This window comes from Microbacterium invictum, assembly GCF_034421375.1.
Taxonomy (GTDB): Bacteria; Actinomycetota; Actinomycetes; order Actinomycetales; family Microbacteriaceae; genus Microbacterium; species Microbacterium invictum_A.
This window is the reverse complement of record NZ_CP139779.1, coordinates 1,020,477-1,044,917: the sequence shown is the minus strand read 5'-3', so window position 1 is coordinate 1,044,917 and position 24,441 is coordinate 1,020,477. Positions and strand designations below refer to the sequence as shown.

Here is a 24,441-nt window from a genome sequence, read left to right as displayed (position 1 = left end):
GCGGGGATGTCGCGTCAGCGACACCCCCGCCGAAGGCGATCAGCCGATCTTGCCCTGGATGTTCTCTGACATGGTCGTCCAGCTGGAGACCGGGTCGGAGCCCTGGATGATGGCGACCTCGGTGGTGCCCCAGTCATCCCAGACGGCACCCATCTGCGGGATGCTGGGCATCGGCACGGCCTCCGCACCGACAGACGCGAAGCCGGCGACGATCGGGTCGGACTGCGCGGCCTCGAACGACTCGGTCAGCGCCGGGGCGCGGCCACCGGCCTCGAACAGCGCGGTCTGGACCTCGGGAGTTGCGATGTAGTTCACGAGGAACTCGTTCGCGGCGAGGGCGTTCTCGGACTGCGAGCTGAGGAAGAAGGTCTGCACGCCCGCGAACGGACGAGCGGTCTGCCCACCGGCCGACGGGATCGGGTCGACGGCGACGTTGACGCCCGCGTCCACCGCGTCGGCGATGTTCCACGGGCCCGTCAGGAAGAACGGAGCCTGACCGGCGTTGAAGGCCTCCTTGGCCAGGTCGCCGTCGAGGTTGAGGTTGAACACGCCCGCGGCGCCCTGCTGGCCCAGCCAGGTGGCGAACTGCTGACCGGCCTCGTCACCGATGGTGAGGTTGGCGGCGTCGTACGAGCCGTCCGCGTTCTGCGCGAAGACCGAGTTCCCGAAGGAGGTCTGGAACGGGTACAGGTGGTACGGGTCGGAGTTCTGGGGGTTCAGACCCACGACGAACGGGTACTGCGTGCCGGCCGCGGTGCCCTTGGCGATCATGTCGTCGAAGTTGGTGGGCGCCTCGGGGACGAGGTCGGCGTTGCGGACCAGCGCGATGTTCTCGATCGCGTAGGGCAGGCCGTAGGTGTTGCCGTCGTAGGTGACTGCGGCGATGGCGACCTCTTCGAACTCGGCGGCCTTGTCGCCCAGCTCGACGGGCGCGACGACGCCGTCCTGCACGAAGGCACCGGTCCAGTCATGGCCACCGATGGTGATGTCGGGGCCCTCACCGCTCGGCACCTGCGTGATGAAGTCCTGCTGGATGTCCTCGTACTCCTTGACGACGAGGTCGACGGCGATGCCCTTCTCCTCTTCGAAGGCGGTCGCGACATCCTGGAGGGCACGCTCGCGGTCGGCGTCGACCCAGACGGTCAGGGTGTTCTCGGCGGCACCGGAGTCGCCACCGCTGTCGGCGCCACCGGAGCTCTCGCCACCGCCGCCGCCTGCGCAGCCGGCGAGCACAACGGCCCCGCCGACCAGGAATGCACTGAGACCCAGCGCACGCTTGTTCATCACCTTCATCGGTGTTCGCCTCTTTCTTTGGGGAGGGCGACAAGACCGCGGGAGGCGGCTCCCTTGTCGCCAGCTCGTGTTGCAAGCGCTTACAGTTTGCGCCAGTTGCATCCGCTTCGCAATCCCGGACGCCTGGTCGATACCATCTCGTGACCGTTCCGCGGTCGTCATTGTGCCGGAACCACAATCACCGCGCCCTGCTGCACCCTTGGAAGCGCTTACATCTACAGCCCGAGAATGTTGTCGCCCCCGGGGTATTCCCCAGCCAGGCGGCGAGGGCGCCGACGCCCTCCGGGACCGGTGGGCGATGGGCTCGCTAGACTCCCGGCATGGCCGACTCCAGTTTTGACATCGTCTCGAAGATCGATCGGCAGGAAGCCGACAACGCCCTCAATCAGGCGCGCAAAGAGGTCGAGCAGCGCTACGACTTCAAGGGCACCGACGCCTCGATCGAGTGGAGCGGCGAGGCGATCCTCATCAAGGCCAACTCCGAGGAGCGCGCGAAGGCGGTGCTCGATGTCTTCCAGACCAAGCTGATCAAGCGCGGCATCTCGTTGAAGAGCCTCGACTCGGGAGAGCCGACGGCGAGCGGCAAGGAATACCGCATCGTCTCGACCCTGAAGGAAGGCATCTCGCAGGAGAACGCCAAGAAGATCGGCAAGATCATCCGCGACGAGGGCCCGAAGTCCGTGAAGTCCCAGATCCAGGGAGACGAACTGCGCGTGCAGTCGAAGTCGCGCGACGACCTGCAGGAGGTGCAGCGCCTTCTCAAGGCGGCCGACCTCGACGTCGATCTCCAGTTCGTCAATTACCGATAGTCGCCGGATCCCGTTCGGTGGACTTCTTGCGCACGGCTGGGCGATGGCTCCTCGCCGCAGTCCTGGCGGCGGCCGGAATCTCCCATCTCACCTGGGGGCGACACGGATACCGGATCGTCGTGCCCGACTGGGCGACGCGCACGACCGGCCTGAGCAAGGACGCGATCGTGGTCGGCTCCGGGGTCGCCGAACTCCTGCTCGCCGGCGCCGTCGTCACCATCCCCCGGGAACGCAGCGTGGGGTGGCTCGTCGCCGCGTTCTTCGTCGCCGTCTTCCCCGGCAACGTGCACCAGTGGCGCACCGGCCGCTCCGCTCCGCTGATGCGGACCGATCGGGCACGTCTGGTCCGCCTGTTCCTGCAACCCGTCCTGGTCGTCTGGGCGCTGTGGGCCAACCGCTGACCGGGAATGCCGAGGCGTTCACGATGGGTTGCACAGCACATGCGATCGATCGTCTACTCCCGAACCGGTGATTCGTCCGTCCTCCAGCTTGCCGAGCGCGACGTCACGGACCCGGGGCCCGGTGAGGTACGGGTCCGCGTCACCGTGTCGGGCGTGAACCCGACCGACTGGAAGGCTCGCCGAGGGGGGAACGGCCCGTCATCCCTCGGTGAGGTCACGCCCAACCAGGATGGTGCGGGCGTCGTCGACGCCGTCGGCGACGGGGTCACCCGACCCGCCGTGGGCGACCGCGTGTGGATCTACCTTGCCCAGCACGAGCGCCCCACCGGAACCGCGCAGGAGTACACCGTCGTTCCTGCGGACCGCGCCGTGCCCCTCCCCGAGGGCATCGGCTTCGACGTCGCCGCCAGCCTCGGTGTCCCGGCGATGACGGCGCACCGCGCCCTGACCGTTCATGAGGACGGCCCCGACCGCCTTTCCCCTGGCGCACTCGCCGGCCGCACCGTCCTCGTGGCCGGCGGCGCCGGCGCCGTCGGCCACGCCGCCATCCAGCTCGCTCGCTGGGCGGGGGCTACGGTGATCGCCACGGTCTCGGGTGACGAGAAGGCCGCGCTCGCCCGCGCGGCGGGCGCCCATCACACGGTGAACTACCAGTCTGAGGACACCGCACGCCGCATCCTCGAGATCGCACCCGCCGGCGTCGAACACGTCGTCGAAGTGTCGCCGGCCGCCAACTTCGCCCTCGACACCGAAGTCGCCGCCAACCATGCGAGCGTCGTGTACTACGCGAACAACGGCGGTGACGACGCGGTGATCCCGATCGTCGCGACCTTCGCCAAGAACATCAGGTTCCAGGGTCTGCTCATGTACACCGTCGGCGAGCGCGCGCTGGGAGCCGCAGCCGAGGACATCACCGCGGCTCTCGCGGACGGCGCTCTTCCCGTGGGCGAGCAGGCAGGACTTCCCCTCACCTGGTTCAGCCTCGACGACACCGCCGCGGCGCACGACGCGGTGGAGAGCGGCGTCATCGGCAAGGTGCTGATCGACGTCTCCGGCGACAGTCACTGAGGATTGCAGCGCCCGAGCATCGCCGTCGTCCACCGTTCCAGCCGCGCGTACGCCTCGGCACGGGCCTCGCGTCGTGAGAGGAAGACGTCGTGTAAGGCGCCCTCGATCCGCTCGATCGTCACCGACGAGCCGAGCCTCAGCGCCGCACGGGCGATGTCGTCCACCACGAGCACCGAATCGGCGCGCGTGAGCTCATCGTCCCAGCGCGTGGGCGCGACGCTGCGTGCGGACAGGAGCACGCACACCGGCTCGGCGATCCCGAGGCCCTTCGACACCGCCGCATGGCCTGCGACGATCGCCCGCATCCAGCCCACGTGCACCGGCAGGCTCCGCTCGGGTCGCCAGGCGGTGTCGACCACGACCGGGTCGTCCGGGTCGGCGGCCGCCGCCTGCGCCCGGGCATAGAACCCGGCATCCACCTGCGGCCACAGATCCAGCGGCCGCCGGCGGGAGTGGATGTCGAGAACCGGCGTGATGGCCTGCCGCACCGACGCACTCAGCTGGAACTCCAGCCAGGGGCTGTTCAGCACCACCGCGTCGGCCGCGCCGGGGTGGCGTCCCGCCCACAGACTCAGCGTCAGGCCACCCGTCGAATGCCCGAACAGCACCAGCCGGCGGGCCGCCGCGCCGTCCGCCCGTCTTCCCATCACGGCGAGCGCCGCAGCGATGTCGGCGTCGTAATCCCGCAGATCGGTGATGTACCCCGGCGTCTGGCCGGGCCGAAGACTGCGACCGTACTTCCGCAGATCGAGGGCGTAGAACCGAGCACCCCGATCAGCCCAGAACCGGGCGAGTCCGGTCTGGAAGAAGTAATCCGACCACCCGTGCACGTACAGCACGTCGACGTCGGCGAACGGCCGGGGTCCGCCCGTGAAGAACTCGCGCACCGATCGGGCCGGGAGCAGCCGCACCAGCGTGGCGACGAGCGGACCCTCGTCGTCGTCGCCGAGCGGAAGGGTCACCTGCTCGAACGGCGCTCCGAGGACATCCGGCACCCAGCCCTCGGACATGCGATCCGTCTCGCGAGGGTGCTGCCGCGCGGGCTACCAGTTCCCGGGGTTGGAATCCCTGTTCTCGTGACGACTCAGCGTCACCGGCAGCGCCACCGCGGCGCAGATGATGAGCACACCCGCAGCGAAGAGCACACCGCCGAAGTCGGGGAAGTTGAAGCTCGCACCCAGGATCCACATCCCGCCGACGAGCAGGACCATGTACAGCGCGATCAGCATGAGTGACCTCCTGGTGAAGGGGAACTCTCCCCAGCCTATCCGTGTCGCAGCCCTCGCCGCGGGCGGCTACGCCCCGCGTGAGACCGCGAGCATCTCGTCGCGCGGCACCACCTTGATCCGGGCCCGCCCGTGCGGCGCGCCGAGGGCCACCTCATGCTCGTCGAGGCGGTGCCAGCCGTCGAGGTCGGTCCAGGCGACGCCGCGCGATTCCAGCAGTGCCGGGATCGCCTCCTCCGACGGGTCGCTCGGCTGCCACCAGGAGCCCTGGTCGTTGATAAGGTGCCGGACGGTCTCCATCGCGTCGGACTTGGTGTGGCCGATGAGACCGACCGGACCGCGCTTGATCCACCCTGTCGCGTAGACCCCCGGCACACGCTCGTTGGAGTCCCTGCGCAGCACCTGACCCTCGTGGTTGGGGATGACCCCGTGACGCTTGTCGAACGGGACGCCCGGAAGGGGCGAGCCGAAGTAGCCCACCGCACGGTAGATCGCCTGCACGGCGACCTCGCGCATCTCGCCGGTGCCCACGACGCCGCCCTCGCCGTCGGGACGGGTGCGCTCGTAGACGAACGCCGACACACGGCCGTTCTCATCGGTCTTGACCTCGACCGGCTTCGCCCAGAAGTGCAGGTGGAGGCGACGCGACGCCTCGCCTCCGGCGTTGTTCACGCTCGGGCGCTTGCGCCACGACTGCAGCACGCGGTCGATGACCATCACCTGCTTGTTGCTGGCGATCGCGTCCTTCGAGGCGTCGTCGTAGTCGAAGTCCTCGTCGTACACGACCATGTCGACGTCACGCAGCTCGCCCAGCTCGCGCAGCTCGAGCGGGGTGAACTTCACCTGCGCGGGACCGCGGCGCCCGAACACGTGCACGTCGGTCACGGGCGAAGCCTTGAGTCCCTCGTAGACGTTGTCGGGGATCTCGGTGGGGAGCAGATCCTCGGGATGCTTGGCGAGCATGCGCGAGACGTCCAGGGCGACGTTGCCGTTCCCGATCACCGCCACCGACTCCGCCTCCAGCGGCCAGGTCCGCGGCACATCCGGGTGCCCGTCGAACCAGCTGACGAAGTCGGCCGCGCCGTACGAGCCCTCGGCGTCGATTCCGGGGATGCGCAGATCGGTGTCGCGCACGGCGCCCGTCGCGAAGATCACCGCGTGATAGTGCTGCTTGAGGTCGTCGAGCGTGATGTCCTCGCCGAAGCGGACATTGCCGAAGATCCGGATGTCGCCGCGGTCGAGGACTTCGCGCAGCGCCGTGATGATCCCCTTGATCCGCGGGTGATCGGGGGCCACGCCGTAGCGCACCAGCCCGTAGGGGGCGGGAAGCTGCTCGAACAGGTCGATGGAGACGTCGAAGCGACGCTCCGCCTTCAGCAGGATGTCGGCGGCGTAGATTCCGGCGGGTCCTGCGCCGACGATGGCAACCCTGAGCTTGGTCATGGAGTCCTTTCTGACGGATGCCGCGCCGCGGCGTTCCGGAAGATGCCGCCGATCAGCTCGCGCGATCGGCGACTGCGCGGGCGAAGCGCGTCAGCGCTTCGCGCACCGGCCCCTCGGGCAGCGGCTCCAGCGCATCGATCGCTTCAAGAGAGTACCGGTGCGCGAGCTCGCGCGTCGCCTCGGTGGTCTCGTGCTCCCGCAGTTCGGCCAGAGGACCGTCGAGGATCGCGGGGTCGGCGCCCTCGGCGATGCGCTCCACGCCCGCGTCGATCGTCTCGCGCAGCCGCACCGCGTCCGCGTCGCCGCGCTGACCGAGCAGCAGGAACGGCATCGTCGGCACGCCGGCACGCAGGTCGGTGCCGGGCACCTTGCCGGTCTCGCCCGGATCGGGCGAGAGGTCGATCACGTCGTCGAGCAGCTGGAAGGCGACGCCGGCTTTCTCGCCGAAGACCACCATGGGGGCTTCGTAGGCGGCGTCGGCATCGGAGAAGATCACCCCGGCCTGCGCGGCGGCGGCGATGAGCGACCCCGTCTTGTCCGAGAGCACCTGGAGGTAGAACTCCACCGGGTCGTCGTCCTCGGTGGCCCCGACCGTCTCGTGCATCTGGCCGAGGACGAGTCGCTCGAACGTGTCGGCCTGGATGCGGATCGCACGCTCGCCCAGCCGCGCCATGATCTGGCTGGCCCGCGAGAACAGCAGGTCGCCGGTGAGGATCGCGACGTTGTTGCCCCACACCGCGTGGGCGGAGGGCACCCCGCGACGCTTGTCGGCGACATCCATCACGTCGTCGTGGTACAGCGAGCCGAGGTGGGTCATCTCGAGGGCGGATGCGGCTTCGACGACCTCATCGGTCACGCCGTCTCCGAGCTGCGAGGTGAGGAGCGCGAGGGTGGGACGCACGCGCTTCCCCCCGGCGTTGTAGAGGTAGCGACTCGTGGCATTCGCGAGCGCGTCGGTCACCCTCAGTTCGCTGCGGAGGTGTTCGTCGACGCGCGCGAGACCCTCCTCGACCGCCGCGAGGAGACGGCGGGCCCCAGGACCCGCGAACACCCGCTCGGTCAGGCTCAGCTGGCCGGTGATCGGCGAGCCGGGAGCGGAGGGAGTCACAGCCCCAGCCTAGTGGCGCACGGGTCAGCGACGGTCGTCGCGCGGCTTGCGGCCGCGGTGCAGCGCCACGATGCCCATGGACAGGTTGCGGTACGCGACATCCGTCCATCCCGCCTCGCGGATCCAGGTCGACAGGGTCTGCTGGTCCGGCCAGTCGCGGATCGACTCGTTGAGGTAGTCGTACGCCTCGGCGTTCGAGCTCACCGCTTTGGCCACCGTCGGCAGCACGCGGTCGTTGTAGAAGCGGTACAGCCGGTTGAAGGCGCCCGACGGCGGCTGCGAGAATTCGCAGATCACCACGCGTCCGCCCGGCTTGGTCACCCGCCACAGCTCACGCAGGGCCTTCTTCGGCTCGTTGACGTTGCGAAGCCCGAACGACATCGTCACGGCGTCGAACTCGGCGTCGGCGAAGGGGAGCTCGGTCGCATCCGCCTGCACGAAGAACAGATTCCGGATGCCGCCTCCCGGCGCCGTCCTGCCGTAGCGGCGCTCGCCTTCGGCGATCATCCCGGGCGAGAAGTCGGCGGCGACCACGTCGGCGCCGCTCTTGGCGAGCGAGACGCTGGAGGCCCCGGTGCCGGCGGCGAGGTCGAGGATGCGCTCGCCCGGCCGGGGCGAGACCGCGCGGGTCGTCGCGGCGCGCCACATGCGGTCGTTGCCGAGGCTCAGCACCGTGTTGGTGCGGTCGTATCCACGGGCGACCTGATCGAACATGCCGCTGACGCGTCGCGGATCCTTGCCGAGGTCGGCGCGGTTGGGTTCGCCATCGGTCGTCACGGGACGAGTCTACGGGCGGCCGCGCGGGCAGGAGCAGGCGGGCAGGCGCCCGCCGCGCTCACAGGTGCAGCGCCTCCAGCCGCGAGAGCCAGTGCGCGGGCGTCGCCTCGTCGAAGGGGGCGACGCCCGCGCGCACCTTCTGCTCGATGTCGACGGCGAGCGCCTCCAGCCGCGCGACGATGTCGAGCGGATAGCCGTAGGCGACCCGGTGCTCGTCCCACTCGTCGCGGTCGTCGATGTAGATGCCCCGCTCGGTGTGCTTGACCACGTCGAGGTCCATGTCCACTCCCACGGGCTCGCCGTCCCGCCAGCCCACATCCCAGGCCAGATCGATGTAGATCTGCGTGCGGTTCGGGTCGGCGTTGCGGGTGTAGGCGTACTCCCCGCCCGGAGGCAGGAGCATCACGCACGCCTGACGGGTGACCATCTGGCGCCCGGGCCGCTCGCTGACCCACCCGGCCGGCTGGCCCACCCAATCGCCCCACCGATCACTGCCGAGGTAGACGCAGTCGTGCTCCCAGTGCACCCCGCCGTTCCACTTGCGCCAGCGGAAACGCACACGCTGACCGATCTCGGGGCGGGAGGCGGATGACGAGGCGTCGGTCACCTCGTCAATATACGGCGTCGCCGTCCGGCCTCGGGCCCCCGGATCTAGAGTGGAGCCGTGATCTCCCCCCTTCCCCGATTGGTGGTCGAGACCTCTCCGATCGATCCCGTCGAGGAGCTTCTCCCCTTCGCCGACGCCGCCTCGCCGCTGTGCTGGATCCGTCGCGCCGAGGGCATCGCAGGGTTCGGCGAGGCCCTGCGACTCGAGGAACCGGGGGGCGGCGCCACCGGTGACGACCCCCGCAACGCGCGGATGACCCGGCTCGCCGACTTATGGCGCGAGGTGGCGGCCGAGGCCCGGGTCACCGACGCGGTGCGCGTCCCCGGCTCGGGTCTGCTCGCCTTCGGCGCCTTCAGCTTCACCGCCGCCTCCGCGGCATCCAGCGTGCTGATCGTGCCGCGGGTGATCGTCGGCCGGCGGGGTGGGCGGGGATGGATCACCGTCATCCGCACCGAGGGCGAGGCAGCTGTGGAGCCCTTCCCCCGCCGTCTCGGGCCGTACTGGCCCGGCGCGGTGGGTCCGGGTCGCATGACGCACGAGGGCTATCAGGCGGCGGTGCGCGATGCGGTCGCGGCGATCGGCGCGGGTGAGGTGGGGAAGGTGGTGCTCGCCCGCGACCTCGTCGGCGCGGTGCCGCGAGACGCCGACCTCCGCCGGCTGGTGCGGGCCCTGGCGACGGACTACCCCGACTGCTGGACCTTCGCCGTCGACGGGCTCATCGGGGCGAGCCCCGAGACCCTCGTGACGGTGCACGACGGCACGGTCACCGCCCGCGTGCTGGCCGGGACGCGCGCGCGGGGGGCCGACGCCGACGCCGACAACGCCGCCTCGCTCACCCTCGCCACGAGCGCGAAGGATCTCGACGAGCACCGCTACGCCGCCCACAGCGTCCTGTCCTCCCTCCGGCCGCACACCAGTGCCCTGGCCTCGAGCGAACAGCCCTTCACCCTGAAGCTCCCCAACGTCTGGCATCTGGCCACCGACATCGAGGGCTCCCTGGATGACGGCGCGTCATCGCTCGACCTCGTCGCGGCGCTCCATCCCACGGCCGCGGTCGCCGGCTCTCCCACCGAGGCGGCACTCGGCGTCATCCGTCGCCTCGAGCCCTTCGATCGGGGCCGCTACGCCGGGCCCGTCGGCTGGGTCGACCAGTCGGGCAACGGCGAGTGGGCGATCGCACTGCGCTGCGCGCAGTTCGGCCTCGCCGGATTCGACGTCCCCGGCGACGGCATCCCCGTCGTCGCCCATGCCGGCGCGGGCATCGTCGCCGGCAGTGACCCGGAGGCGGAGCTCTTGGAGACACGCGTGAAGTTCCGTCCGATCGTGGACGCGCTGGCATGAGCGGCGCCGTCCCCTCGCTCCCGACCCGCGGCGACGCCGTGCTGGTGGGTCTGCACCTCATCGACGGTGTCGACCCCGCACCCCGTGGGGGGCTCGCTCTCGTCATCGAAGAGGGCAGGATCGCGCGGATCACGACCCCGGATGACGCGGTCAGGGGCGCCGCACGGGTGATCGACCTCGACGGCGCCTTCGTGATGCCGGGGCTCATCAACATGCACACGCACTTCTCGCTGTCGCTCCCGGGCGCGGGCGGCGACGTGGTCAGCGGCCTCAGCCCCCACGAGCTCTCGCTGTACATGGCCGACGGCGCGCGCCGGACCCTGCTGTCGGGGGTCACCACGGTGCGCTGCGTCGCCGAGAAGGGCGGCGCCGACTTCGCCCTCCGCCGCGCGATCGCCGCAGGTCACGTGCCGGGCCCCCGCATCTACACCGCGGGGCGTGCGCTGTGCTGCACCGGCGGTCACGGGTTCGACGGCGACGACACCCTCGAGTGCGACGGCGCCGACGCGTTCGCCCGCGGCGTCAGGTCGCAGGTCAAGGCCGGCGCCGACCTCATCAAGCTCATGATCTCGGGCGGCATCGCCGGCGAGCACGAGGAGATCACTACGCCGCAGCTCACTCGTGAGGAGATGGCAGCGGCCATCTCGACCGCCCACGCGTGGGGCCGCAAGGTCACGGCCCACGCGGGGCCTGCGGCGATCATCGCCGAAGCGGTGCAGCTGGGCCTGGACTGCGTCGAGCACGGCTACGAGCTCACCCCCGAGGTCGCCCGCCTGATGGCCGCGCACGGCACGGCGCTCGTGCCGACGCTCGTCGTCACACGGGCCAGCGCGTTCTTCGACGACCTCGGCGTGCCGGCGTGGATGCAGCAGCGCTCGCTCGGCGCGGGACCGCGCCACATGGCCTCGTACCGCCACGCCCTCGACGCCGGCGTCGAGGTGCTGCTCGGCAGCGACATGCCGCCGTTCTGGGACTTCGAGGGAACGAGCGCCGTCGTGCGCGAGCTCGAGCACATGCAGGCGGGGGGCCTCGCCGCTCCCGACGCCGTGCGGGCGGCCACGGCCGCCCCCGCCCGGTGGCTGGGCGCCGACGGTGAGCTCGGCACGCTCACGCCGGGCAGGTGGGCCGACCTCGTCGTGACCCCGGGCGATCCGACCACCGACGTCACCGCCCTCCGCGACCTCGATCTGGTCATGAAGGGCGGTGTCGTCGTCCGCGACGACCAGGGGCGTGCCCGCGGCGCCTTCGCGTGACGACGGGCGAGCGACTGACAGGATGGGCAGGATGAGCACCGTGAACACGCCCGAGCCCGCCTCCGAGAGTGGCGACGGCGCCACCTCGGACCTGTATGACCTCCGGGTCGTCGTCGAACGGATCGAGGGTCGGTCGGTGTGCGGCATGGCCGTGGGCGATCACATCGATCTCGTCGAGAGCAGTCGGCTGCGCCTTCCCGACGGCGGTCACTTCTGCCTCTACGCCCTCCAGGCGGTGCTCCCCCTCCTCCCGGCCAAGCAGCGGCGGCTCCCTGCCGGCGATTGGCTGGAGAGGGATGACCTCGTGGCCTGCCCCGACCCCGAGGAGCGTCTGATCATGCGGATCGAGCGGACCGGCATCCGCTCCATCCCGACCGACGAGCTCACGTGACCGGCGCCTCCCGCCGGGTGGAGGTGAGCCTGGGCCTTCAGACCGACAAGCGCCTCGGCGAGTACGGCGCCCTCGCGCGCCTGGCCGAGGACCTCGGCTTCGACGGGGTGAGCGTCTTCTCCGATCTGCTCTATCAGCCGCCGATCGCCGCGTTGCTCGAGATGGCGGGCACGACCACGCGCATCCGGCTCGGATGCGCGTGCTGGAACCCGTTCACCCTGCATCCCTACGAGATCGCCGGGCAGTTCGCGCTCGTGGACGACGCCTCGGGGGGCCGGGCGTATCTGGGCCTCGCCCGCGGGTCGTGGCTCGAAGCGATCGGGGTGGAGCCCGCGCGGCCGATCACGGCGCTTCACGACGCGGCAGGGGTGATCCAGTCGCTGCTGAGCGGCAGGGGCGAGGGATACGAGGGACGCGTGTTCCGTCTCGAGCCGGGCGTTCGGCTGCGCTACCCCGTGACGCGCGGACGGGCGCCGATGCTCATCGGGTCGTGGGGCCCGCGCGGCATGGCGCTTGCGGGCGAGATCGCGGACGAGATCAAGATCGGCGGCTCGGCGAACCCCGCGATGGTGCAGGTCGTGCGCGAGCGCCTGCGTCCCGGCCTGCGGAAGGCCGGCCGCGGGGACGGAGACGTCGGCATCGTGCTCGGTGCGGTCACGGTCGTCGATCGCGACGGCGACGCGGCCCGGGCGCTCGCCCGCCGGGAGGTGGCGATGTACCTCGACGTGATCGCCGCCCTCGACCCGACGGTGGACCTGCCCGAGGGGCTGCTCCCCGGCATCCGCTCCCGGCTCGCCGACGGAGACGAGGAGGCGGCGGGGCGACTGATCCCGCGCGACGTGCTCGAGCTGTTCGCGTTCGCCGGCGCTCCCGACGACATCGCCCGCCAGGCGCGACTGCTCATCGACGCCGGCGTCGATCGCATCGAGTTCGGCACCCCCCATGGGCGGGTGCCGGCGGAGGGGATCGAGCTCCTCGGCCGTGAGGTGCTGCCGCAGCTCGCCGACTGACCGATCGCGTTCGGCCGCCGGTCTGTCAGCCTCTCAACCGAGCAGGCGCTCGCGGAGCGGATCGAGGCCCATCGGTCCCAGCGCGAGCGCGTCGCGATGGAACTCCCGAAGCGAGAAGGCCCCGCCGTCGCGCGCTGCTCGCGCCTCGCGGGCCTGCGTCCACAGACGCGCGCCGACGCGGAACGCCAGCGCCTGGCCGGGCCACCCCAGGTAGCGGTCGACCTCGAACGCGGCGAGCGCCGGCTCGACCAGGGCGAAACGCTCGAGCATCTCGCGCGCGAGCGCGGGCGTCCACGGCTGGGTGGGCACGATGACGCCGTCCGGCACCGCCCACCCGGTGTGGAGGCCGATGTCGGCGACGATGCGCACGGTGCGCCAGATCTGGCCGAGGAGGAGCCCCAGCCGCTCGGCGGGATCGCGGATGAGACCGAGGTCGTCGGAGAGCTGCTCGGCGTAGTGGGCCCATCCCTCGGCGTAGCCGTGGATGTGGCAGAGGTGCCGCTGCCACGGGTGCAGGCCCGGATCGGAGGCGGTGACGACGAACTGCAGGTGATGCCCGGGGAGGCCCTCGTGGTGGACGCTCGTCACCTCCTGCCAGCTGGCCGCGACCGGGATGCCGCTCGGGATCGTCCACACGATGCGGCTGGGCGCCGATCCATCCGGCGGCGCCGGGGTGTAGTAGACGACGCCGCTGGATGCCTCGGAGACGACGCACTCCACGCGGTCGACGGCGGCCGGCAGCTCGAAGGCGTCGGCGAGCGCGGCGGTCGTCTCGGCGACGCGGGTGCGAAGCCACGCCCGGATGGCGGGGATGCCGTCGAGCCGGTAGCGCGGGTCGACGTCGAGAAGGGCGGCGGCCGCGCGCACGGGGTCGTCACCCCCGCCCGGGCCGGCGGAGCCCCCGAGGATCGTGGCGAGCTCGTGCGACGCCGCGACCAGCCGGGTGAGCTCGGCCCACCCCCAGGCGTAGGTCTCGGCGAGGTCGATCGAGGCGCCGAGCATTCCGGCGGCCATGCTCGGGTAGACCTCCGCCCCTACCGCGTCGACCGTCGGCGCCGCCGGTCGCAGTTCGTCGCGCAGGAGCGCGACGAGGTCGCGCAGGGCCCCCGCCGTCTCGTCGGCGGCGGCCCGGAGCCGAGCGCGGGGGGCGTCCCCGACGCTCTCGTCGACCGGGATCGTGCCGAACCAATCGGTGTCGACCCACCGCTCGACCTGGGCGGCGAGCGTGTCGAGCTGCCGCACGGGCGCGACGCCGCCGCCGGTGAATCGCGCGGTGTTCTCGCGGGCCCAGCGCAGGCTGTCGATGTACTGCCGGGTCGCGGCGGGGGTGGCCTCGATCCGGCGCAGCAGCGCCTCACCCGCGGCATCCGCCGTCACGGTCAGGCCCTCGACGGCGTAGCGCACGTGATGGATCGGGGTGGCGAGCCCCGCGACGAGCCGCGGGGTGAAGCCGGTGTCGAAGAGCAGACGCTCGCGCTCCATGCGCTCGCGCAGCGCTGCGCGGAGCGAGGGGTCGCCGGCCTCGAGGTCCAGGGCGTCGAGCCGGGCGATCACCTCGCCCTGCAGGGCGTACCGCTCCTGCAGCCACTCCGGTGAGAGGTCGGGAAGCGGCGGGCCGTCGGTGAAGCCGATCGCCTGAGCCGCATCCGGCTCGTGCGCGGCGAGACGGGCGACGTAGTCGTCGGCGATCAGACGGACCGGGTCGGTGGGGGCGCTCACCGACCCAGCCTACGGATGCGCTCCCGGGGCGCGGCCGCTGCGCCGACGGCGAGCCGCGGCTACGACGGCATGGTGGCGGCCAGCCGCTCCTTCTCGAGCGCGACGTCGAAGGTGGCCGGAGGCCACTGCGGGTTCACGGCCTCGAGCGCATCCACGAGAAGCCGCTGCACCGCCAGCCGGGCGTACCACTTGCGGTTGGCCGGAACCACATGCCAGGGCGCAACGGCCGTCGACGTGCGTTCGAACACCGTCTGGTAGGCCGCCATGTAGTCGGGCCAGAGCGCGCGCTCGTCGACGTCGCCGGGGTTGTACTTCCAGTGCTTGTCGGGGCGGTCCAGACGCTCCATGAGCCGCGCGCCCTGCTCGGCGTGCGAGATGTGCAGCATCACCTTCACGATCCGGGTGCCGCTCGCGACGACGCGGGCCTCGAAGTCGTTGATGGCGTCGTAGCGCCGCTCGATCTCGTCGGCCGGGGCCAGGGCGCGGACGCGCCCGATCAGCACGTCCTCGTAGTGGGACCGGTCGAACACCCCGATGAACCCCGGTTCGGGCAGGCGCCGCTCGATGCGCCAAAGGAAGTCGTGCGCAAGCTCTTCGGGCGTCGGCTTCTTGAAGGCGGTGAGCATGACGCCCTGGGGGTCGACCGAGCCGACGACGTGCCGGACGATCCCGCCCTTGCCCGCCGAATCCATTGCCTGAAGCACGAGGAGCACCGCCTGGTCGGTCGCCTCGCTGCGACTCGCGGCGAACAGGCGCTCCTGCAGCTCGTCGAGCTTCGGCGCCTCGGCGGCGAGATCGGCGACGCCGTCGGCCTTGGATCCGCGGTAGGCGGGCGTGGCGTCCGGGTCGACCGCGGCGAGGTCGAATCCCTCCGCCACCCGGAGGGCGGTCGCGGGATCGCCGATCCAGCCGGTGGCGTCTGCTGTCGTCATCCCGCCATGATGTCCCACCCCGGCCGATGCGGGAAGAGCCGGGGTCTCAGCGAGAGAGCGGCACCTCGATGAGAAGTCGGGCCGCACCACCCGAGGTGAGCGCCTGATCGAGCTCGGATCGTGTCGCGACCCGTCGGTACTCCCAGCCGTAGGCATTCGCGATCGCCTCGAGTCGCACCTCGTGAGGGGTGTAGAGCACCCGGTCCATGGCCGCGGGGCCGGCGACACCGGCGACCTCGAGGTCGTCGAAGATGGTGCCGCCCCCGTCGTTGCCGACGATCACCTGCATGCGCGGCGCCCGTTCGGCGGGAGGCACGAGCAGCGCGCCGACATCGTGCAGCATCGCCAGGTCGCCGAGCAGCACCCGCGTCACGCCGGCGGCGCCGCGCTCCGCGGCATCCTGACTCGCCAGGGCGATGCCCATCGCCGTGGCGACCGTTCCGTCGATGCCGGCGAGCCCGCGGTTGGCGTGCACGGGCACCTTCTTGCCGCCGAGGACGGTGTCGGCCACGCGCACCAGCCGGGACGAGCCGAACATCAGCCGGTCGTGCGGCCAGGTCGCACGCCACACAGCGTCGACGAGCGCGGCGCGGTCGACCGGTGCGCGGAGCACCGCGAGCTCGGCCGCGATCGCGGGCAGGCGCTCGTCGGGCACGGCCGACGACAGCGCATCGGGGTCGGGTGCGGGCGGACTCAGATCCACGGATGCCGCGTGCGAGGCGCGCATCCACGCACCGAGCCAGGCGCGGTCGGCCGCGCCCGGAGCGACGGAGACGCCGTCGACCTGGGTCGTGGCGCCGTTGAGGTTGAGCGGTTCTCCGGGCCCGCGGACGGCGAGCACTGTCACATCGTCGCGCGAGAGCAGCGCTGCGACCTCGCGGCTGAGGGTCGGGTGACCGAAGACCACGGCGCGTTCGACGCGTCCGCCGAGCGACGGGTCGGCCAGGAGCCGGCGGTATCCGTGCACGAGGTGGCGCCCAAAACGCGCACCGCTGACGATCTCGGCGATGAGCGGCCATCCGGCCTCGTGGGCGAGCGCCTCAGCCCCAGGGCCGGCGTCAGCGCCGGCCACGACCACGGTGCGAGGGCCGTGTTCGAGGATGACTGCGGCCGCGGCGTCGGCCTCGGCTCCGTCGCCGGATCCCTCCGACCCGCCGATCCCCCCGCCGCCCTGGTAGAGCGCACCCGACGACTCGGGCGGCGCGGCGTCGGTGGGCTCGGCACCCACGGGGGCCGCGAGCCAGCGCGGCAGCGCGCCGGCGAGCGGGTCGCGGTACGGCAGATTCAGGTGCACGGGACCGGCGGGTCGGACGGTCTCACCCCGCGCGGCGGCGAGCGCCTCGCCCGCGGTCCGGCGGAGCATGACGGTCTGATCGCCGTCGCCGGTCTCGTCGATCTCGGTCGGTACGGGAAGGTCGCCCTCCCACCGGGTGAACCCGGTGTAGAGCCCAGGCTGGCGCGTGGCCTGGTTCGCACCGATGCCGCGCAGCTCGGGCGGGCGGTCGGCGGTGAGAAGCAGCAGCGGGACGCCGGCGTGATGGGCCTCGAGCACGGCCGGCAGGTAGTTGGCCGTCGCCGTCCCCGACGTGCAGAGAAGGGCAGCCGGCACGCCCGACTCGCGCCCGATCCCGAGGGCGAGGAATCCGGCGACGCGTTCGTCGATGCGCACGTGAAGGCGCGCGATGCCCTGCCGCTCGAACTCCGCGGCCACCAGGGCGAGCGCCTGCGAGCGCGATCCCGGGCTGAGGACGAGGTGGCGGACGCCTCCGGCCACGAGCGCGCCGAGCAGCGCCGCGGCGGCATCGGTCGACGGAGCCTGTGCCCCGGAGGCGTCGCCCGTCACCTCAGCTCAGCGGTCCGCGGGTGCCGAGCGGGTCATCGTCGTCGGCCGGACGATCGCCGGTGCGGGCGGAGCGGTCGCTGCCGCTCGGCGGCGGTTCGATCGTGGTGCCCGGCGCGGCGCCCCGCTCCGACGGACCGAAGCGGGGGTCGTCGGCCTCGGCATCCAGTTGCGCGAGTTCTTCTTCGAGCCGGCGGATGCGCTCGTCCTGATCGCTGATCGAGCCGATCCGTCCGAGGAACTCGGGGTCGTCATCGGGGGCGCGCCGGGCGGCGATCGTCTTCTTGCGGAGGCGGCCCACCACGAACCACAGCACACCGCCGAGGACGGGGAGGAGGATGACGATCAGGATCCAGATCGGCTTGCTCACACCGCGATGCCGATTCGACGGCTGCAGGGCGCAGTCGACGATGCTGTAGACCCAGAACACCGTGGCCAGCAATGCCGCGATGAGGAGCACCCTCGTCATGTCCCCATCCTAGGCGCGCTGGGCTGGGCGCGGCCTGGGGGTCGTGGCGATGAGGGTCGGGCCGCGCCCGACGTAAACTGAAGCGGTGAAAGCCCGCTCCGCCCTGGTCTACTCCGTGCTGCGGCTGCTGGCGTTCCTCGTGCCGTTCGGGATCATGATGCTCTTCCCGATCTTCCAGCAGCTCTACTGGCTCGCCGCGATCTTCGCCGCCCTCATCGGGTTGAGCCTGTCGCTGCTGTTCCTGCGCCGCCCCCTGAACGAGGTCACCTCACAGCTCGGAGCGGGACGACCCCCGCGCACCGGCCGCGCCGAACGCGGGGCGACCGACGCGGACGCCGATGACGAGGATGCCGCGGCCGACGCGATCGCAGAGGACCGGCCGGTCGATCAGCCGACGAACGCCCAGAACAAGAACACCCCGTAGGACAGCGACGCGAGCGAGCTCAGCGCCAGGGCGACGACGAGTTCTCTCGGGAGTCGGTAGGTCCAGACGATCAGCACCGCCGGCAGCGCCGCGAGAAGCCCGAAGAGGGTCAGCCAGGCGACGGGGTAAAACAGGGCCATCCAGCCGGAGATGACGAACGGCCCGAGGATCAGCACGGTGAAGAGCACCTGCGACGCGCGCCGCCCGATCAGCACCGACAGGGTGCGCTTGCCGGCGGCGCGGTCCTGATCGATGTCGCGGAGGTTGTTCGCGAGCAGCACCGCGCAGGCGAACAGGCCCGCACCCACGGCACCGAACCACGCCTCCTGCGGCAGGGCGAGCGCCTGCACCCAGGTGGTTCCGAGGGTGGCGATCAGGCCGAAGAAGACGAAGACGACGACCTCGCCCAGCCCGTAGTAGCCGTAGGGGCGCTTGCCGCCGGTGTAGAACCACGCGGCGACGAGGCACACCGCTCCCACGAGCAGGAGCCACCACTGCTGGGTGCGGATGACCACGGCGAGGCCCGCGACGGCGGCCATGCCGAAGAAGCCCAGCGCCACGATCAGCACCGTGCGCGGTTTCGCCTTCCGGGCGCCGGTCAGCCGCGCGGGGCCGACCCGGACGTCGTCGGTGCCCCGGACCCCGTCGCTGTAGTCGTTGGCGAAGTTGACGCCGATCTGGAGGCAGACCGCCACGGCCAGGCAGCACAGTGCGACCACCCAGCGGAGCCCGTCGAGCACGAGCATCGAGGCGCCCGTGCCGATGAGCACCGGCGTCACCGCCAGCGGCAGCGTGCGCAGGCGTGCGGCGCCGATCCAGTCGCGCGCGGTCGCCTTCTTCGGTGCACGGGTCGGGGCGACCGGCTGCCGCTGCGGGTTACCACTGGGACGGGGACGGGATGCCGGACGCTTGCGCTTCTTGCTGGAGGTTCGTGCCACGAGGTCACATCCTAGGGCTGCGCGCTATCGGTGCCCCGCGACGAGCCGTCGGATGGCCTCGCGGTCGGGCTTCCCCGAGGGGAGGGCGGCGATCTCGTCGACGAGGATCAGACGGGAGGGGCGGGCGTGGGCGCCGATCTCGGCGGCCACGGCCGCCCGGGCTTCGGCGAGCTGGGTCGCTTCGCTCCGGCGGAGCGCCTCGCCGCGGGCGGCGACGATCACCGAGGCCTCGCCCCAGCGGTCATCCGGCACTCCGACGACGACGGCGGAGTGGAGGCCCGCCACCGACCGGACCACACGTTCGACCCGGTCGAGCGAGACGTTGATGCCCCCCGAGACGATGACGTTGTCGAGCCGCCCGCGCACCCGCAGCACCCCGTCTTCGACGAGTCCGGCGTCGCCGGTGCGGTACCAGCGGGTGCCGTCCGGTGCCATGACGAAGGATGCGTCGGTGCGCGCCGGTTCGCCGAGATACCCCTCGGCAAGTGTCGGCCCCGACAGCTGCACCTCGCCGCCCTCGATCCGCACGCCCACACCGTCGAGCGGCACGCCGTCGTAGACGCAGCCGCCGCTGGTCTCGGTGGCCCCGTAGGTGCGGACGATCCGCGCGCCCGCGCTCTCGGCGCGCTCGAGTACCGCCGCGGGAAGAGCCTGGCCGCCGATGAGGATCGCCGCGAAGGAGCGGAGGGCTGCGCGCACCGCGTCGTCGTGCTCTGCGGCATCGAGGAGGCGGACGAGCTGGGCGGGGACGAGAGAGGTGAAGGTCGGCACCCGCCGGCCGTTCTCGCTCGAGACGAGCATCAGCGCGGCCGAGGCGAACGCCTGCGGCTGGAACGGGCCCGACAGCAGGCCCGGCTGCCGGTCGGCGACGAGCGACCGGACGAGCACCTGGAGACCGGCGACGTAGCTCGCCGGAAGGGCGAGCAGCCACGCCCCGTCGCCGATGCGTGCGGCGGTGGCCAGCGCACTGGCGGTCAGAGCCGACCGGCTGAGCACGACGCGCTTGGGGACACCGGTCGACCCCGACGTGGTGATCACCGCCGCGGTCCCGGCGGGGACCTCCTCGACGCCGCCGCCTCTCGCGTCGGCATCGGTCATGCCGAGCCCGAGGGCAGGACCCGCCCCGAGCACCGCGGCCCGGAGCGCCGGCAGGATGTCGCGGGGGTCGTCGCCGCTGACAGGGTGGAGCTTCACGCGAGACCCGTCAGTAGTGCCAGGGGTAGGGCGACCAGTCGGGGTCGCGCTTCTGCAGGAACGCGTCGCGCCCCTCGACCGCCTCGTCGGTGCCGTACGCAAGGCGCGTGGCCTCGCCGGCGAACAGCTGCTGGCCGGCGATGCCGTCGTCGACGGCGTTGAAGGCGAACTTCAGCATGCGGATCGCCGTCGGCGACTTCGTGAGGATCACCCGCGCCATCGCCAGCGCCTCGCGCTCGAGATCGGCGTGATCGACCACGCGGTTGACCGCGCCCATCTCGTACGCCCGCTCGGCGGAGTACTCCTCGGCGAGGAAGAACACCTCCCGGGCGAACTTCTGCCCGATCTGGCGGGCGAAGAACGCCGAGCCGTACCCGGCGTCGAACGACCCCACGTCGGCATCGGTCTGCTTGAAGCGGCCGTGCTCGCGGCTGGCGATCGTGAGGTCGCACACCACGTGCAGCGAGTGGCCGCCCCCGGCGGCCCATCCGGGGACCACCGCGATGACCACCTTCGGCATGAAGCGGATGAGGCGCTGCACCTCGAGGATGTGCAGCCGCCCGAGCGCCGCGCCGAGATCGCCGGATGCCTCGCCGGCGTCATCCTTCCCCTCGTACTGATAGCCGGTGCGTCCCCGGATGCGCTGATCGCCGCCGGAGCAGAACGCCCAGCCGCCGTCCTTCGGACTCGGCCCGTTCCCCGTGAGCAGCACGACGCCGATCCGCGGATCCTGCCGGGCGATGTCGAGGGCGTCGTACAGCTCGTCGACCGTGCGGGGGCGGAAGGCGTTGCGCACCTCGGGCCGATCGAACGCGATGCGCGCGACGCGCCCGTCGGTGGAGACGTGCGCCGTGATGTCGGTGTACCTCTCCGCGCCCGGGGCTGCGACCCACTCCGCGGGGTCGAAGAGGTCCGAGACCGGGGAGCTCACACCGCGCTCCCGGTCCCGTTCTTCGCGTCGCGCCAGCGCAGCCATCCGGCGATCACGTCGTAGTCGGCCTCGGAGGGCGCCCACCCGAGCGTGAACAACCGCACCCCGGCGTCGAAGAGCGCGTCGGCGTCGGACTGGTCGCGCCGCTGGAGCTCGTTCGAGACGACGAGGTCGGAGACATCGGTCCCCTCCTTCTCGGCCCAGGTGTCGATGACGCCGAGCTTGTGACCGAGCTCGTCGGGAGTGACGAAACTGTGCCAGATGTCGGCGTGACGGGCGACCAGACGCAGCGTCTTCTGCTCGCCCTTACCGCCGATCATGATCGGGATGTCGCGGGTGGGCGCCGGGTTGAGCTTGCCCCACCGGTCCACCACGCGCTGAAGGCCCTCGGCGAGGTCGTTCAGTCGCGAGCCGGCGGTGCCGAAGTCGTAGCCGTACTCGGTGTAGTCCCGCTCGAACCAGCCCGAGCCGGTGCCGAAGATGAACCGGCCGCCGCTGATGTGGTCGAGCGTGCGGGCCATATCGGCCTGCAGGTCGGCGTTGCGGTAGCTGTTGCAGTTCACCAGCGCACCGAATTCGACCCGCTCGGTCTGCTCGGCCCAGGCGCCGAGCATCGTCCACGACTCGAAGTGCAGGCCGTCGGGGTCGCCGAAGAGGGGGAAGAAGTGGTCCCAGTTGAACAGGATGTCCACGCCCATCTCCTCCAGGCGCTGGACCGCGTCGCGGATCTGGGGGTAGGTCGCGTGCTGGGGCTGGATCTGCACGCCGAGGCGCACGGGGGTGTCGAGAAGCATGTCGCCAGCCTAGAACGCGGCGCGTGCCGCGGGATCGCGGACATCGCCCCGGTCGTCAGCGCTGCTCAGCGCCCGAGCATCGCGCCGCCGCGTCCCTGGCGTGCCTTCAGGAACGCGTCGACGGTGTCCCACGCGGCGATCGCGACGATTCCGAACCCGATGATCACCGCCAGGATGCCCGCGACATCGTCGCCGCCCTCGCCGATGATCGTCGGGAAGAACTCCGCGTTCAGCAGCCTCCCCTGGGTGAGGAGCCAGACCGCCGCGGCGGCGAACGCGACGTTCAGTACGAGGTTCACCACGGCGAGCGCCGGCGTCCACCGCCCGACGAGGTAGACGACGATCGTCAGCACGGCCTCGGCCACGGCGAGGACGACGAACCCGGCGAACCACGCCGGCCAGAGCCCGGGGTCGAAGAACGACAGGCCGCGCTCGGTCGGGACGAACCCGATCGAGAGGTCCCAGAGCACCAGTCCCACTCCGAGCACCAGGAAGACGAGCTGCCCCACCATGTCGCCGAAGCCGGCCCCGCGGGGGCGCGGCTCGGGAAGCCGGTCGAGCGACCACTCCCCGAGGCCCATGTCGGTGCGGCGCTGCACCGTGCGTTCGACGATGGCGAAGACGAGCACCGTCCAGAACCCCAGGTTCACCGTCACCTGGATGAGCGTCACCACGACCGAGCCCACGAGCTCGCCGAAGCTCGCACCGCTCAGCGTCTGTCCGAGGGCGACGCCGAAGGCGGCGCACGGGAGCACGATCGCCAGCAGCAGCTTCAGCAGCCGCCACCAGTCGAGGAAGTAGCGGGGTCCGATCAGCTGCAGCGGCCGGTCCGTGTATCCGGCGGCGAGCACCTCGGGGTCGCCGAGGGCGGTCAGCACCGCGCGTTCGGCGGCGGCCGGGTCTTCGCCCGCGGCGACGCGCGCGTCGGTCTGGTCGGCGATGGATGCACGGAGCTCGGCAGCAAGATCGAGGCGCTGCGGCTCGGGAACCGTCCGCATGGCGGCGTCGATGTACCGGTCGGTCAGGGTGGTGGTGGTCATGGCGTGTCCTCAGGAGGCGGAAGGGGCGGGAAGGGCGGCGATCGCGCGGGCGAGCGCGTCGAAGTCGGCGCTGAGGGCGGCGGCGAGCCGGGTTCCCTCGGCGCTCGTGCGGTAGAACTTGCGAGGCCGCGCCTCGTCGGTGTTCCACTCGCTCGAGAGGTGACCCTGCTTCTCGAGCCGACGAAGCAGGGGGTACAGCGTGTTGGCGTCGACGTCGAAGCCGCGCGCCTGCAGCTCCTCGAGCAGGCCGTAGCCGTACCCCGGGTCCTGCAGGAGCCGCAGGCACGCCAGGACGACGGTTCCGCGGCGGAGCTCCTGCAGGTGGGTGTCGAGGGCTTCCGTTTCGGTCATGAATCACACTGTACTGTGTGTCACACACTATCGTCAATGACACGATGATGGATGTCGCCGCAGCGACCACAATGGGCAGATGACGCTCCCTCCGCTCGCCGAGGTCCTCGAACGACTGCACGTCGTCGCTCTCCGGCTGGTCACGCGCTTCCGCGGCATCGACGCGCGCGAGGTCGCCCTGTTCGAGGGGCCCGAGGGATGGACGGAGTTCTCGCCCTTCCTCGAGTACGACGATCGCGAGTCCAGCGCGTGGCTCGCCGCCGCCCTCGAGTACGGCTGGTCGCCCTCTCCCCCGACGCACCGCGAGCGCATCCCGGTGAACGCCACGGTGCCCGCCGTGCCCGCGGCATCCGTCGCCGACGTCCTCGCGCGCTTCCCCGGCTGCCGGACCGCGAAGGTGAAGGTGGCCGAGCCCAGCCAGCGCCTCGAGGACGATGTGGCTCGCGTGGCGGCGGTGCGCGAGGCCATGGGGCCCGAGGGGCGCATCCGCATCGACGCCAACGGCGCCTGGAACCTCGATGAGGCCGAGCATGCCGTACGGGCCATGGAGCACTCCGACCTCGAGTACGTCGAGCAGCCCTGCGCGAGCATCGACGAGCTCGCCGAGCTGCGGCGCCGGATCGCGCGACTGGACATCCCCGTCGCCGCCGACGAGAGCGTGCGCAAGGCCGAGGATCCGCTCGCCGTGGCCCGCGCCGGGGCGGCGGACCTCCTCGTGATCAAGGTCCAGCCTCTCGGCGGGGTGTCACGGGCCCTGCGCATCGTCGCCGAGGCGGGCCTCCCCGTCGTCGTCTCGAGCGCGCTGGACTCGGCGATCGGCCTGTCGATGGGCGCGGCGCTCGCGGCATCCCTCCCCGACCTGCCCTACGACTGCGGCCTGGGCACCGGGGCTCTTTTCACCGAGGATGTCGCGGCGTACGCCGCGCACGACGGTTCGCTCCCCGTCACACGTCCCGTTCCCGACCCCGCCGTCCTCGAGCGGTACGCGGTCGGCGCGGAGCGCCGGGAGTGGTGGGTGGAGCGCCTCGCGCGCTGTCACGCCCTCCTCGCGGGCGCCTGAGGCGGCAGCCCGCCCCGGCCGG

The 24,441-nt window shown here is 71.6% G+C and carries 26 protein-coding genes; 9 read left to right on the top strand and 17 right to left on the bottom strand.

The window, feature by feature from the left end:
• Positions 1-39 precede the first annotated feature (39 nt).
• On the bottom strand, positions 40-1,293 hold the full coding sequence (locus T9R20_RS05015) for a maltose ABC transporter substrate-binding protein (RefSeq protein ID WP_322411448.1): 1,254 nt from the start codon (positions 1,291-1,293) through the stop codon (positions 40-42).
• 320 nt (positions 1,294-1,613) lie between these two features.
• On the opposite strand from T9R20_RS05015, the gene T9R20_RS05010 reads away from it, so the two are divergent.
• From T9R20_RS05010 to T9R20_RS05000, 3 genes are read left to right on the top strand one after another with little or no spacing between them, the layout of a single operon-like run.
• Positions 1,614-2,102, top strand: a complete 489-nt coding sequence (locus T9R20_RS05010) for a YajQ family cyclic di-GMP-binding protein (protein WP_124294033.1) — start codon at positions 1,614-1,616, stop codon at positions 2,100-2,102.
• A gap of 26 nt (positions 2,103-2,128) precedes the next feature.
• Positions 2,129-2,503 carry a hypothetical protein gene (locus tag T9R20_RS05005; protein WP_322412104.1) on the top strand — a complete coding sequence of 125 codons (375 nt, stop codon included), beginning with the start codon at positions 2,129-2,131 and terminating at the stop codon, positions 2,501-2,503.
• A gap of 39 nt (positions 2,504-2,542) precedes the next feature.
• Positions 2,543-3,571 carry an NADPH:quinone reductase gene (locus tag T9R20_RS05000; RefSeq protein WP_322411447.1) on the top strand — a complete coding sequence of 343 codons (1,029 nt, stop codon included), beginning with the start codon at positions 2,543-2,545 and terminating at the stop codon, positions 3,569-3,571.
• Here T9R20_RS05000 and T9R20_RS04995 read toward each other — a convergent pair.
• From T9R20_RS04995 to T9R20_RS04970, 6 genes are all read right to left on the bottom strand, one after another.
• The gene (locus tag T9R20_RS04995; RefSeq protein WP_322411446.1) at positions 3,565-4,581 is read right to left on the bottom strand and encodes an alpha/beta hydrolase; all 1,017 of its coding nucleotides are present in this window, start codon (positions 4,579-4,581) and stop codon (positions 3,565-3,567) included. The two genes, T9R20_RS05000 and T9R20_RS04995, sit on opposite strands and share 7 nt — an antisense overlap.
• Before the next feature lie 33 nt (positions 4,582-4,614).
• Positions 4,615-4,800, bottom strand: coding sequence for a hypothetical protein (locus tag T9R20_RS04990; RefSeq protein ID WP_322411445.1), 186 nt, complete (start codon positions 4,798-4,800; stop codon positions 4,615-4,617).
• Between the two features lie 66 nt (positions 4,801-4,866).
• Positions 4,867-6,240, bottom strand: coding sequence for an FAD-dependent oxidoreductase (locus T9R20_RS04985; RefSeq protein WP_322411444.1), 1,374 nt, complete (start codon positions 6,238-6,240; stop codon positions 4,867-4,869).
• A 52-nt stretch (positions 6,241-6,292) separates the two neighbouring features.
• Positions 6,293-7,348 carry a polyprenyl synthetase family protein gene (locus tag T9R20_RS04980; RefSeq protein WP_322411443.1) on the bottom strand — a complete coding sequence of 352 codons (1,056 nt, stop codon included), beginning with the start codon at positions 7,346-7,348 and terminating at the stop codon, positions 6,293-6,295.
• 24 nt (positions 7,349-7,372) lie between these two features.
• Positions 7,373-8,125, bottom strand: a complete 753-nt coding sequence (locus T9R20_RS04975; protein WP_322411442.1) for a demethylmenaquinone methyltransferase — start codon at positions 8,123-8,125, stop codon at positions 7,373-7,375.
• 58 nt (positions 8,126-8,183) lie between these two features.
• On the bottom strand, positions 8,184-8,732 hold the full coding sequence (locus T9R20_RS04970) for a DUF402 domain-containing protein (RefSeq protein ID WP_322411441.1): 549 nt from the start codon (positions 8,730-8,732) through the stop codon (positions 8,184-8,186).
• Between the two features lie 57 nt (positions 8,733-8,789).
• Between T9R20_RS04970 and T9R20_RS04965 the strand changes: the two genes are divergently transcribed.
• Genes T9R20_RS04965 through T9R20_RS04950 form a run of 4 tightly spaced genes read left to right on the top strand, consistent with a single transcriptional unit; the run spans position 8,790 to position 12,727 of the window.
• Positions 8,790-10,073 carry an isochorismate synthase gene (locus T9R20_RS04965; protein ID WP_322411440.1) on the top strand — a complete coding sequence of 428 codons (1,284 nt, stop codon included), beginning with the start codon at positions 8,790-8,792 and terminating at the stop codon, positions 10,071-10,073.
• The gene (locus T9R20_RS04960) at positions 10,070-11,326 is read left to right on the top strand and encodes an amidohydrolase family protein (protein WP_322411439.1); all 1,257 of its coding nucleotides are present in this window, start codon (positions 10,070-10,072) and stop codon (positions 11,324-11,326) included. Before T9R20_RS04965 ends, T9R20_RS04960 begins: the two co-directional genes overlap by 4 nt.
• Positions 11,327-11,357: 31 nt before the next feature.
• On the top strand, positions 11,358-11,717 hold the full coding sequence (locus T9R20_RS04955; RefSeq protein WP_322411438.1) for a TIGR04076 family protein: 360 nt from the start codon (positions 11,358-11,360) through the stop codon (positions 11,715-11,717).
• Complete coding sequence (locus tag T9R20_RS04950; RefSeq protein ID WP_322411437.1) at positions 11,714-12,727, top strand: LLM class flavin-dependent oxidoreductase; 1,014 nt, start codon at positions 11,714-11,716, stop codon at positions 12,725-12,727. The genes T9R20_RS04955 and T9R20_RS04950 overlap by 4 nt, the downstream gene beginning before the upstream one ends.
• Positions 12,728-12,760: 33 nt before the next feature.
• Here T9R20_RS04950 and T9R20_RS04945 read toward each other — a convergent pair whose 3' ends face one another.
• The 4 genes from T9R20_RS04945 to T9R20_RS04930 are packed head-to-tail and all read right to left on the bottom strand — an operon-like array spanning position 12,761 to position 17,687.
• Positions 12,761-14,446 carry a DUF885 domain-containing protein gene (locus T9R20_RS04945; protein WP_322411436.1) on the bottom strand — a complete coding sequence of 562 codons (1,686 nt, stop codon included), beginning with the start codon at positions 14,444-14,446 and terminating at the stop codon, positions 12,761-12,763.
• A 59-nt stretch (positions 14,447-14,505) separates the two neighbouring features.
• On the bottom strand, positions 14,506-15,378 hold the full coding sequence (locus T9R20_RS04940) for a polyphosphate kinase 2 family protein (protein ID WP_322411435.1): 873 nt from the start codon (positions 15,376-15,378) through the stop codon (positions 14,506-14,508).
• 46 nt (positions 15,379-15,424) lie between these two features.
• A complete protein-coding gene (gene menD / locus T9R20_RS04935; protein WP_322411434.1) occupies positions 15,425-17,221 on the bottom strand; it encodes a 2-succinyl-5-enolpyruvyl-6-hydroxy-3-cyclohexene-1-carboxylic-acid synthase in 1,797 nt (598 codons plus the stop codon).
• Position 17,222: 1 nt separating this feature from the next.
• Positions 17,223-17,687 carry a PLD nuclease N-terminal domain-containing protein gene (locus T9R20_RS04930; RefSeq protein ID WP_322411433.1) on the bottom strand — a complete coding sequence of 155 codons (465 nt, stop codon included), beginning with the start codon at positions 17,685-17,687 and terminating at the stop codon, positions 17,223-17,225.
• 85 nt (positions 17,688-17,772) lie between these two features.
• Here T9R20_RS04930 and T9R20_RS04925 point away from each other — a divergent pair, with 85 nt between their 5' ends.
• Entirely contained in the window at positions 17,773-18,111 is a 339-nt protein-coding gene (locus tag T9R20_RS04925; protein WP_322411432.1) for a DUF4229 domain-containing protein, read from the top strand.
• Here the strand turns inward: T9R20_RS04925 and T9R20_RS04920 are convergent.
• From T9R20_RS04920 to T9R20_RS04895, 6 genes are all read right to left on the bottom strand, one after another.
• Positions 18,075-19,049 (bottom strand): 1,4-dihydroxy-2-naphthoate polyprenyltransferase, encoded by a 975-nt coding sequence (locus T9R20_RS04920; RefSeq protein ID WP_322411431.1) that lies wholly within the window; start codon positions 19,047-19,049, stop codon positions 18,075-18,077. The genes T9R20_RS04925 and T9R20_RS04920 overlap by 37 nt on opposite strands.
• Before the next feature lie 24 nt (positions 19,050-19,073).
• On the bottom strand, positions 19,074-20,243 hold the full coding sequence (locus tag T9R20_RS04915) for an AMP-binding protein (protein WP_322411430.1): 1,170 nt from the start codon (positions 20,241-20,243) through the stop codon (positions 19,074-19,076).
• Between the two features lie 10 nt (positions 20,244-20,253).
• Positions 20,254-21,219 carry a 1,4-dihydroxy-2-naphthoyl-CoA synthase gene (locus T9R20_RS04910; protein WP_322411429.1) on the bottom strand — a complete coding sequence of 322 codons (966 nt, stop codon included), beginning with the start codon at positions 21,217-21,219 and terminating at the stop codon, positions 20,254-20,256.
• A complete protein-coding gene (locus tag T9R20_RS04905) occupies positions 21,171-21,968 on the bottom strand; it encodes an LLM class F420-dependent oxidoreductase (protein WP_322411428.1) in 798 nt (265 codons plus the stop codon). Before T9R20_RS04905 ends, T9R20_RS04910 begins: the two co-directional genes overlap by 49 nt.
• 65 nt (positions 21,969-22,033) lie before the next feature.
• Positions 22,034-23,008 (bottom strand): permease prefix domain 1-containing protein, encoded by a 975-nt coding sequence (locus tag T9R20_RS04900; protein ID WP_322411427.1) that lies wholly within the window; start codon positions 23,006-23,008, stop codon positions 22,034-22,036.
• A 9-nt stretch (positions 23,009-23,017) separates the two neighbouring features.
• Positions 23,018-23,359, bottom strand: coding sequence for a PadR family transcriptional regulator (locus T9R20_RS04895; RefSeq protein WP_322411426.1), 342 nt, complete (start codon positions 23,357-23,359; stop codon positions 23,018-23,020).
• A 79-nt stretch (positions 23,360-23,438) separates the two neighbouring features.
• Between T9R20_RS04895 and T9R20_RS04890 the strand changes: the two genes are divergently transcribed.
• Positions 23,439-24,419 (top strand): o-succinylbenzoate synthase, encoded by a 981-nt coding sequence (locus T9R20_RS04890; RefSeq protein WP_322411425.1) that lies wholly within the window; start codon positions 23,439-23,441, stop codon positions 24,417-24,419.
• The last annotated feature ends 22 nt before the right edge of the window (positions 24,420-24,441 follow it).

What these genes read in the sequence shown, in the direction of transcription:
- T9R20_RS04890 (WP_322411425.1), top strand. Translation starts at nt 23,439, where the DNA reads ATGACGCTCCCTCCGCTCGCCGAGGTCCTCGAACGACTGCACGTCGTC.
- T9R20_RS04905 (WP_322411428.1), bottom strand. Translation starts at nt 21,968, where the DNA reads ATGCTTCTCGACACCCCCGTGCGCCTCGGCGTGCAGATCCAGCCCCAG.
- T9R20_RS05015 (WP_322411448.1), bottom strand. Translation starts at nt 1,293, where the DNA reads ATGAAGGTGATGAACAAGCGTGCGCTGGGTCTCAGTGCATTCCTGGTC.
- T9R20_RS05010 (WP_124294033.1), top strand. Translation starts at nt 1,614, where the DNA reads ATGGCCGACTCCAGTTTTGACATCGTCTCGAAGATCGATCGGCAGGAA.
- T9R20_RS04900 (WP_322411427.1), bottom strand. Translation starts at nt 23,008, where the DNA reads ATGACCACCACCACCCTGACCGACCGGTACATCGACGCCGCCATGCGG.
- T9R20_RS04930 (WP_322411433.1), bottom strand. Translation starts at nt 17,687, where the DNA reads ATGACGAGGGTGCTCCTCATCGCGGCATTGCTGGCCACGGTGTTCTGG.
- T9R20_RS04960 (WP_322411439.1), top strand. Translation starts at nt 10,070, where the DNA reads ATGAGCGGCGCCGTCCCCTCGCTCCCGACCCGCGGCGACGCCGTGCTG.
- T9R20_RS04990 (WP_322411445.1), bottom strand. Translation starts at nt 4,800, where the DNA reads ATGCTGATCGCGCTGTACATGGTCCTGCTCGTCGGCGGGATGTGGATC.
- T9R20_RS04985 (WP_322411444.1), bottom strand. Translation starts at nt 6,240, where the DNA reads ATGACCAAGCTCAGGGTTGCCATCGTCGGCGCAGGACCCGCCGGAATC.
- T9R20_RS04940 (WP_322411435.1), bottom strand. Translation starts at nt 15,378, where the DNA reads ATGACGACAGCAGACGCCACCGGCTGGATCGGCGATCCCGCGACCGCC.
- T9R20_RS04895 (WP_322411426.1), bottom strand. Translation starts at nt 23,359, where the DNA reads ATGACCGAAACGGAAGCCCTCGACACCCACCTGCAGGAGCTCCGCCGC.
- T9R20_RS04955 (WP_322411438.1), top strand. Translation starts at nt 11,358, where the DNA reads ATGAGCACCGTGAACACGCCCGAGCCCGCCTCCGAGAGTGGCGACGGC.
- T9R20_RS05000 (WP_322411447.1), top strand. Translation starts at nt 2,543, where the DNA reads ATGCGATCGATCGTCTACTCCCGAACCGGTGATTCGTCCGTCCTCCAG.
- T9R20_RS04995 (WP_322411446.1), bottom strand. Translation starts at nt 4,581, where the DNA reads ATGTCCGAGGGCTGGGTGCCGGATGTCCTCGGAGCGCCGTTCGAGCAG.
- T9R20_RS04910 (WP_322411429.1), bottom strand. Translation starts at nt 21,219, where the DNA reads ATGGCTGCGCTGGCGCGACGCGAAGAACGGGACCGGGAGCGCGGTGTG.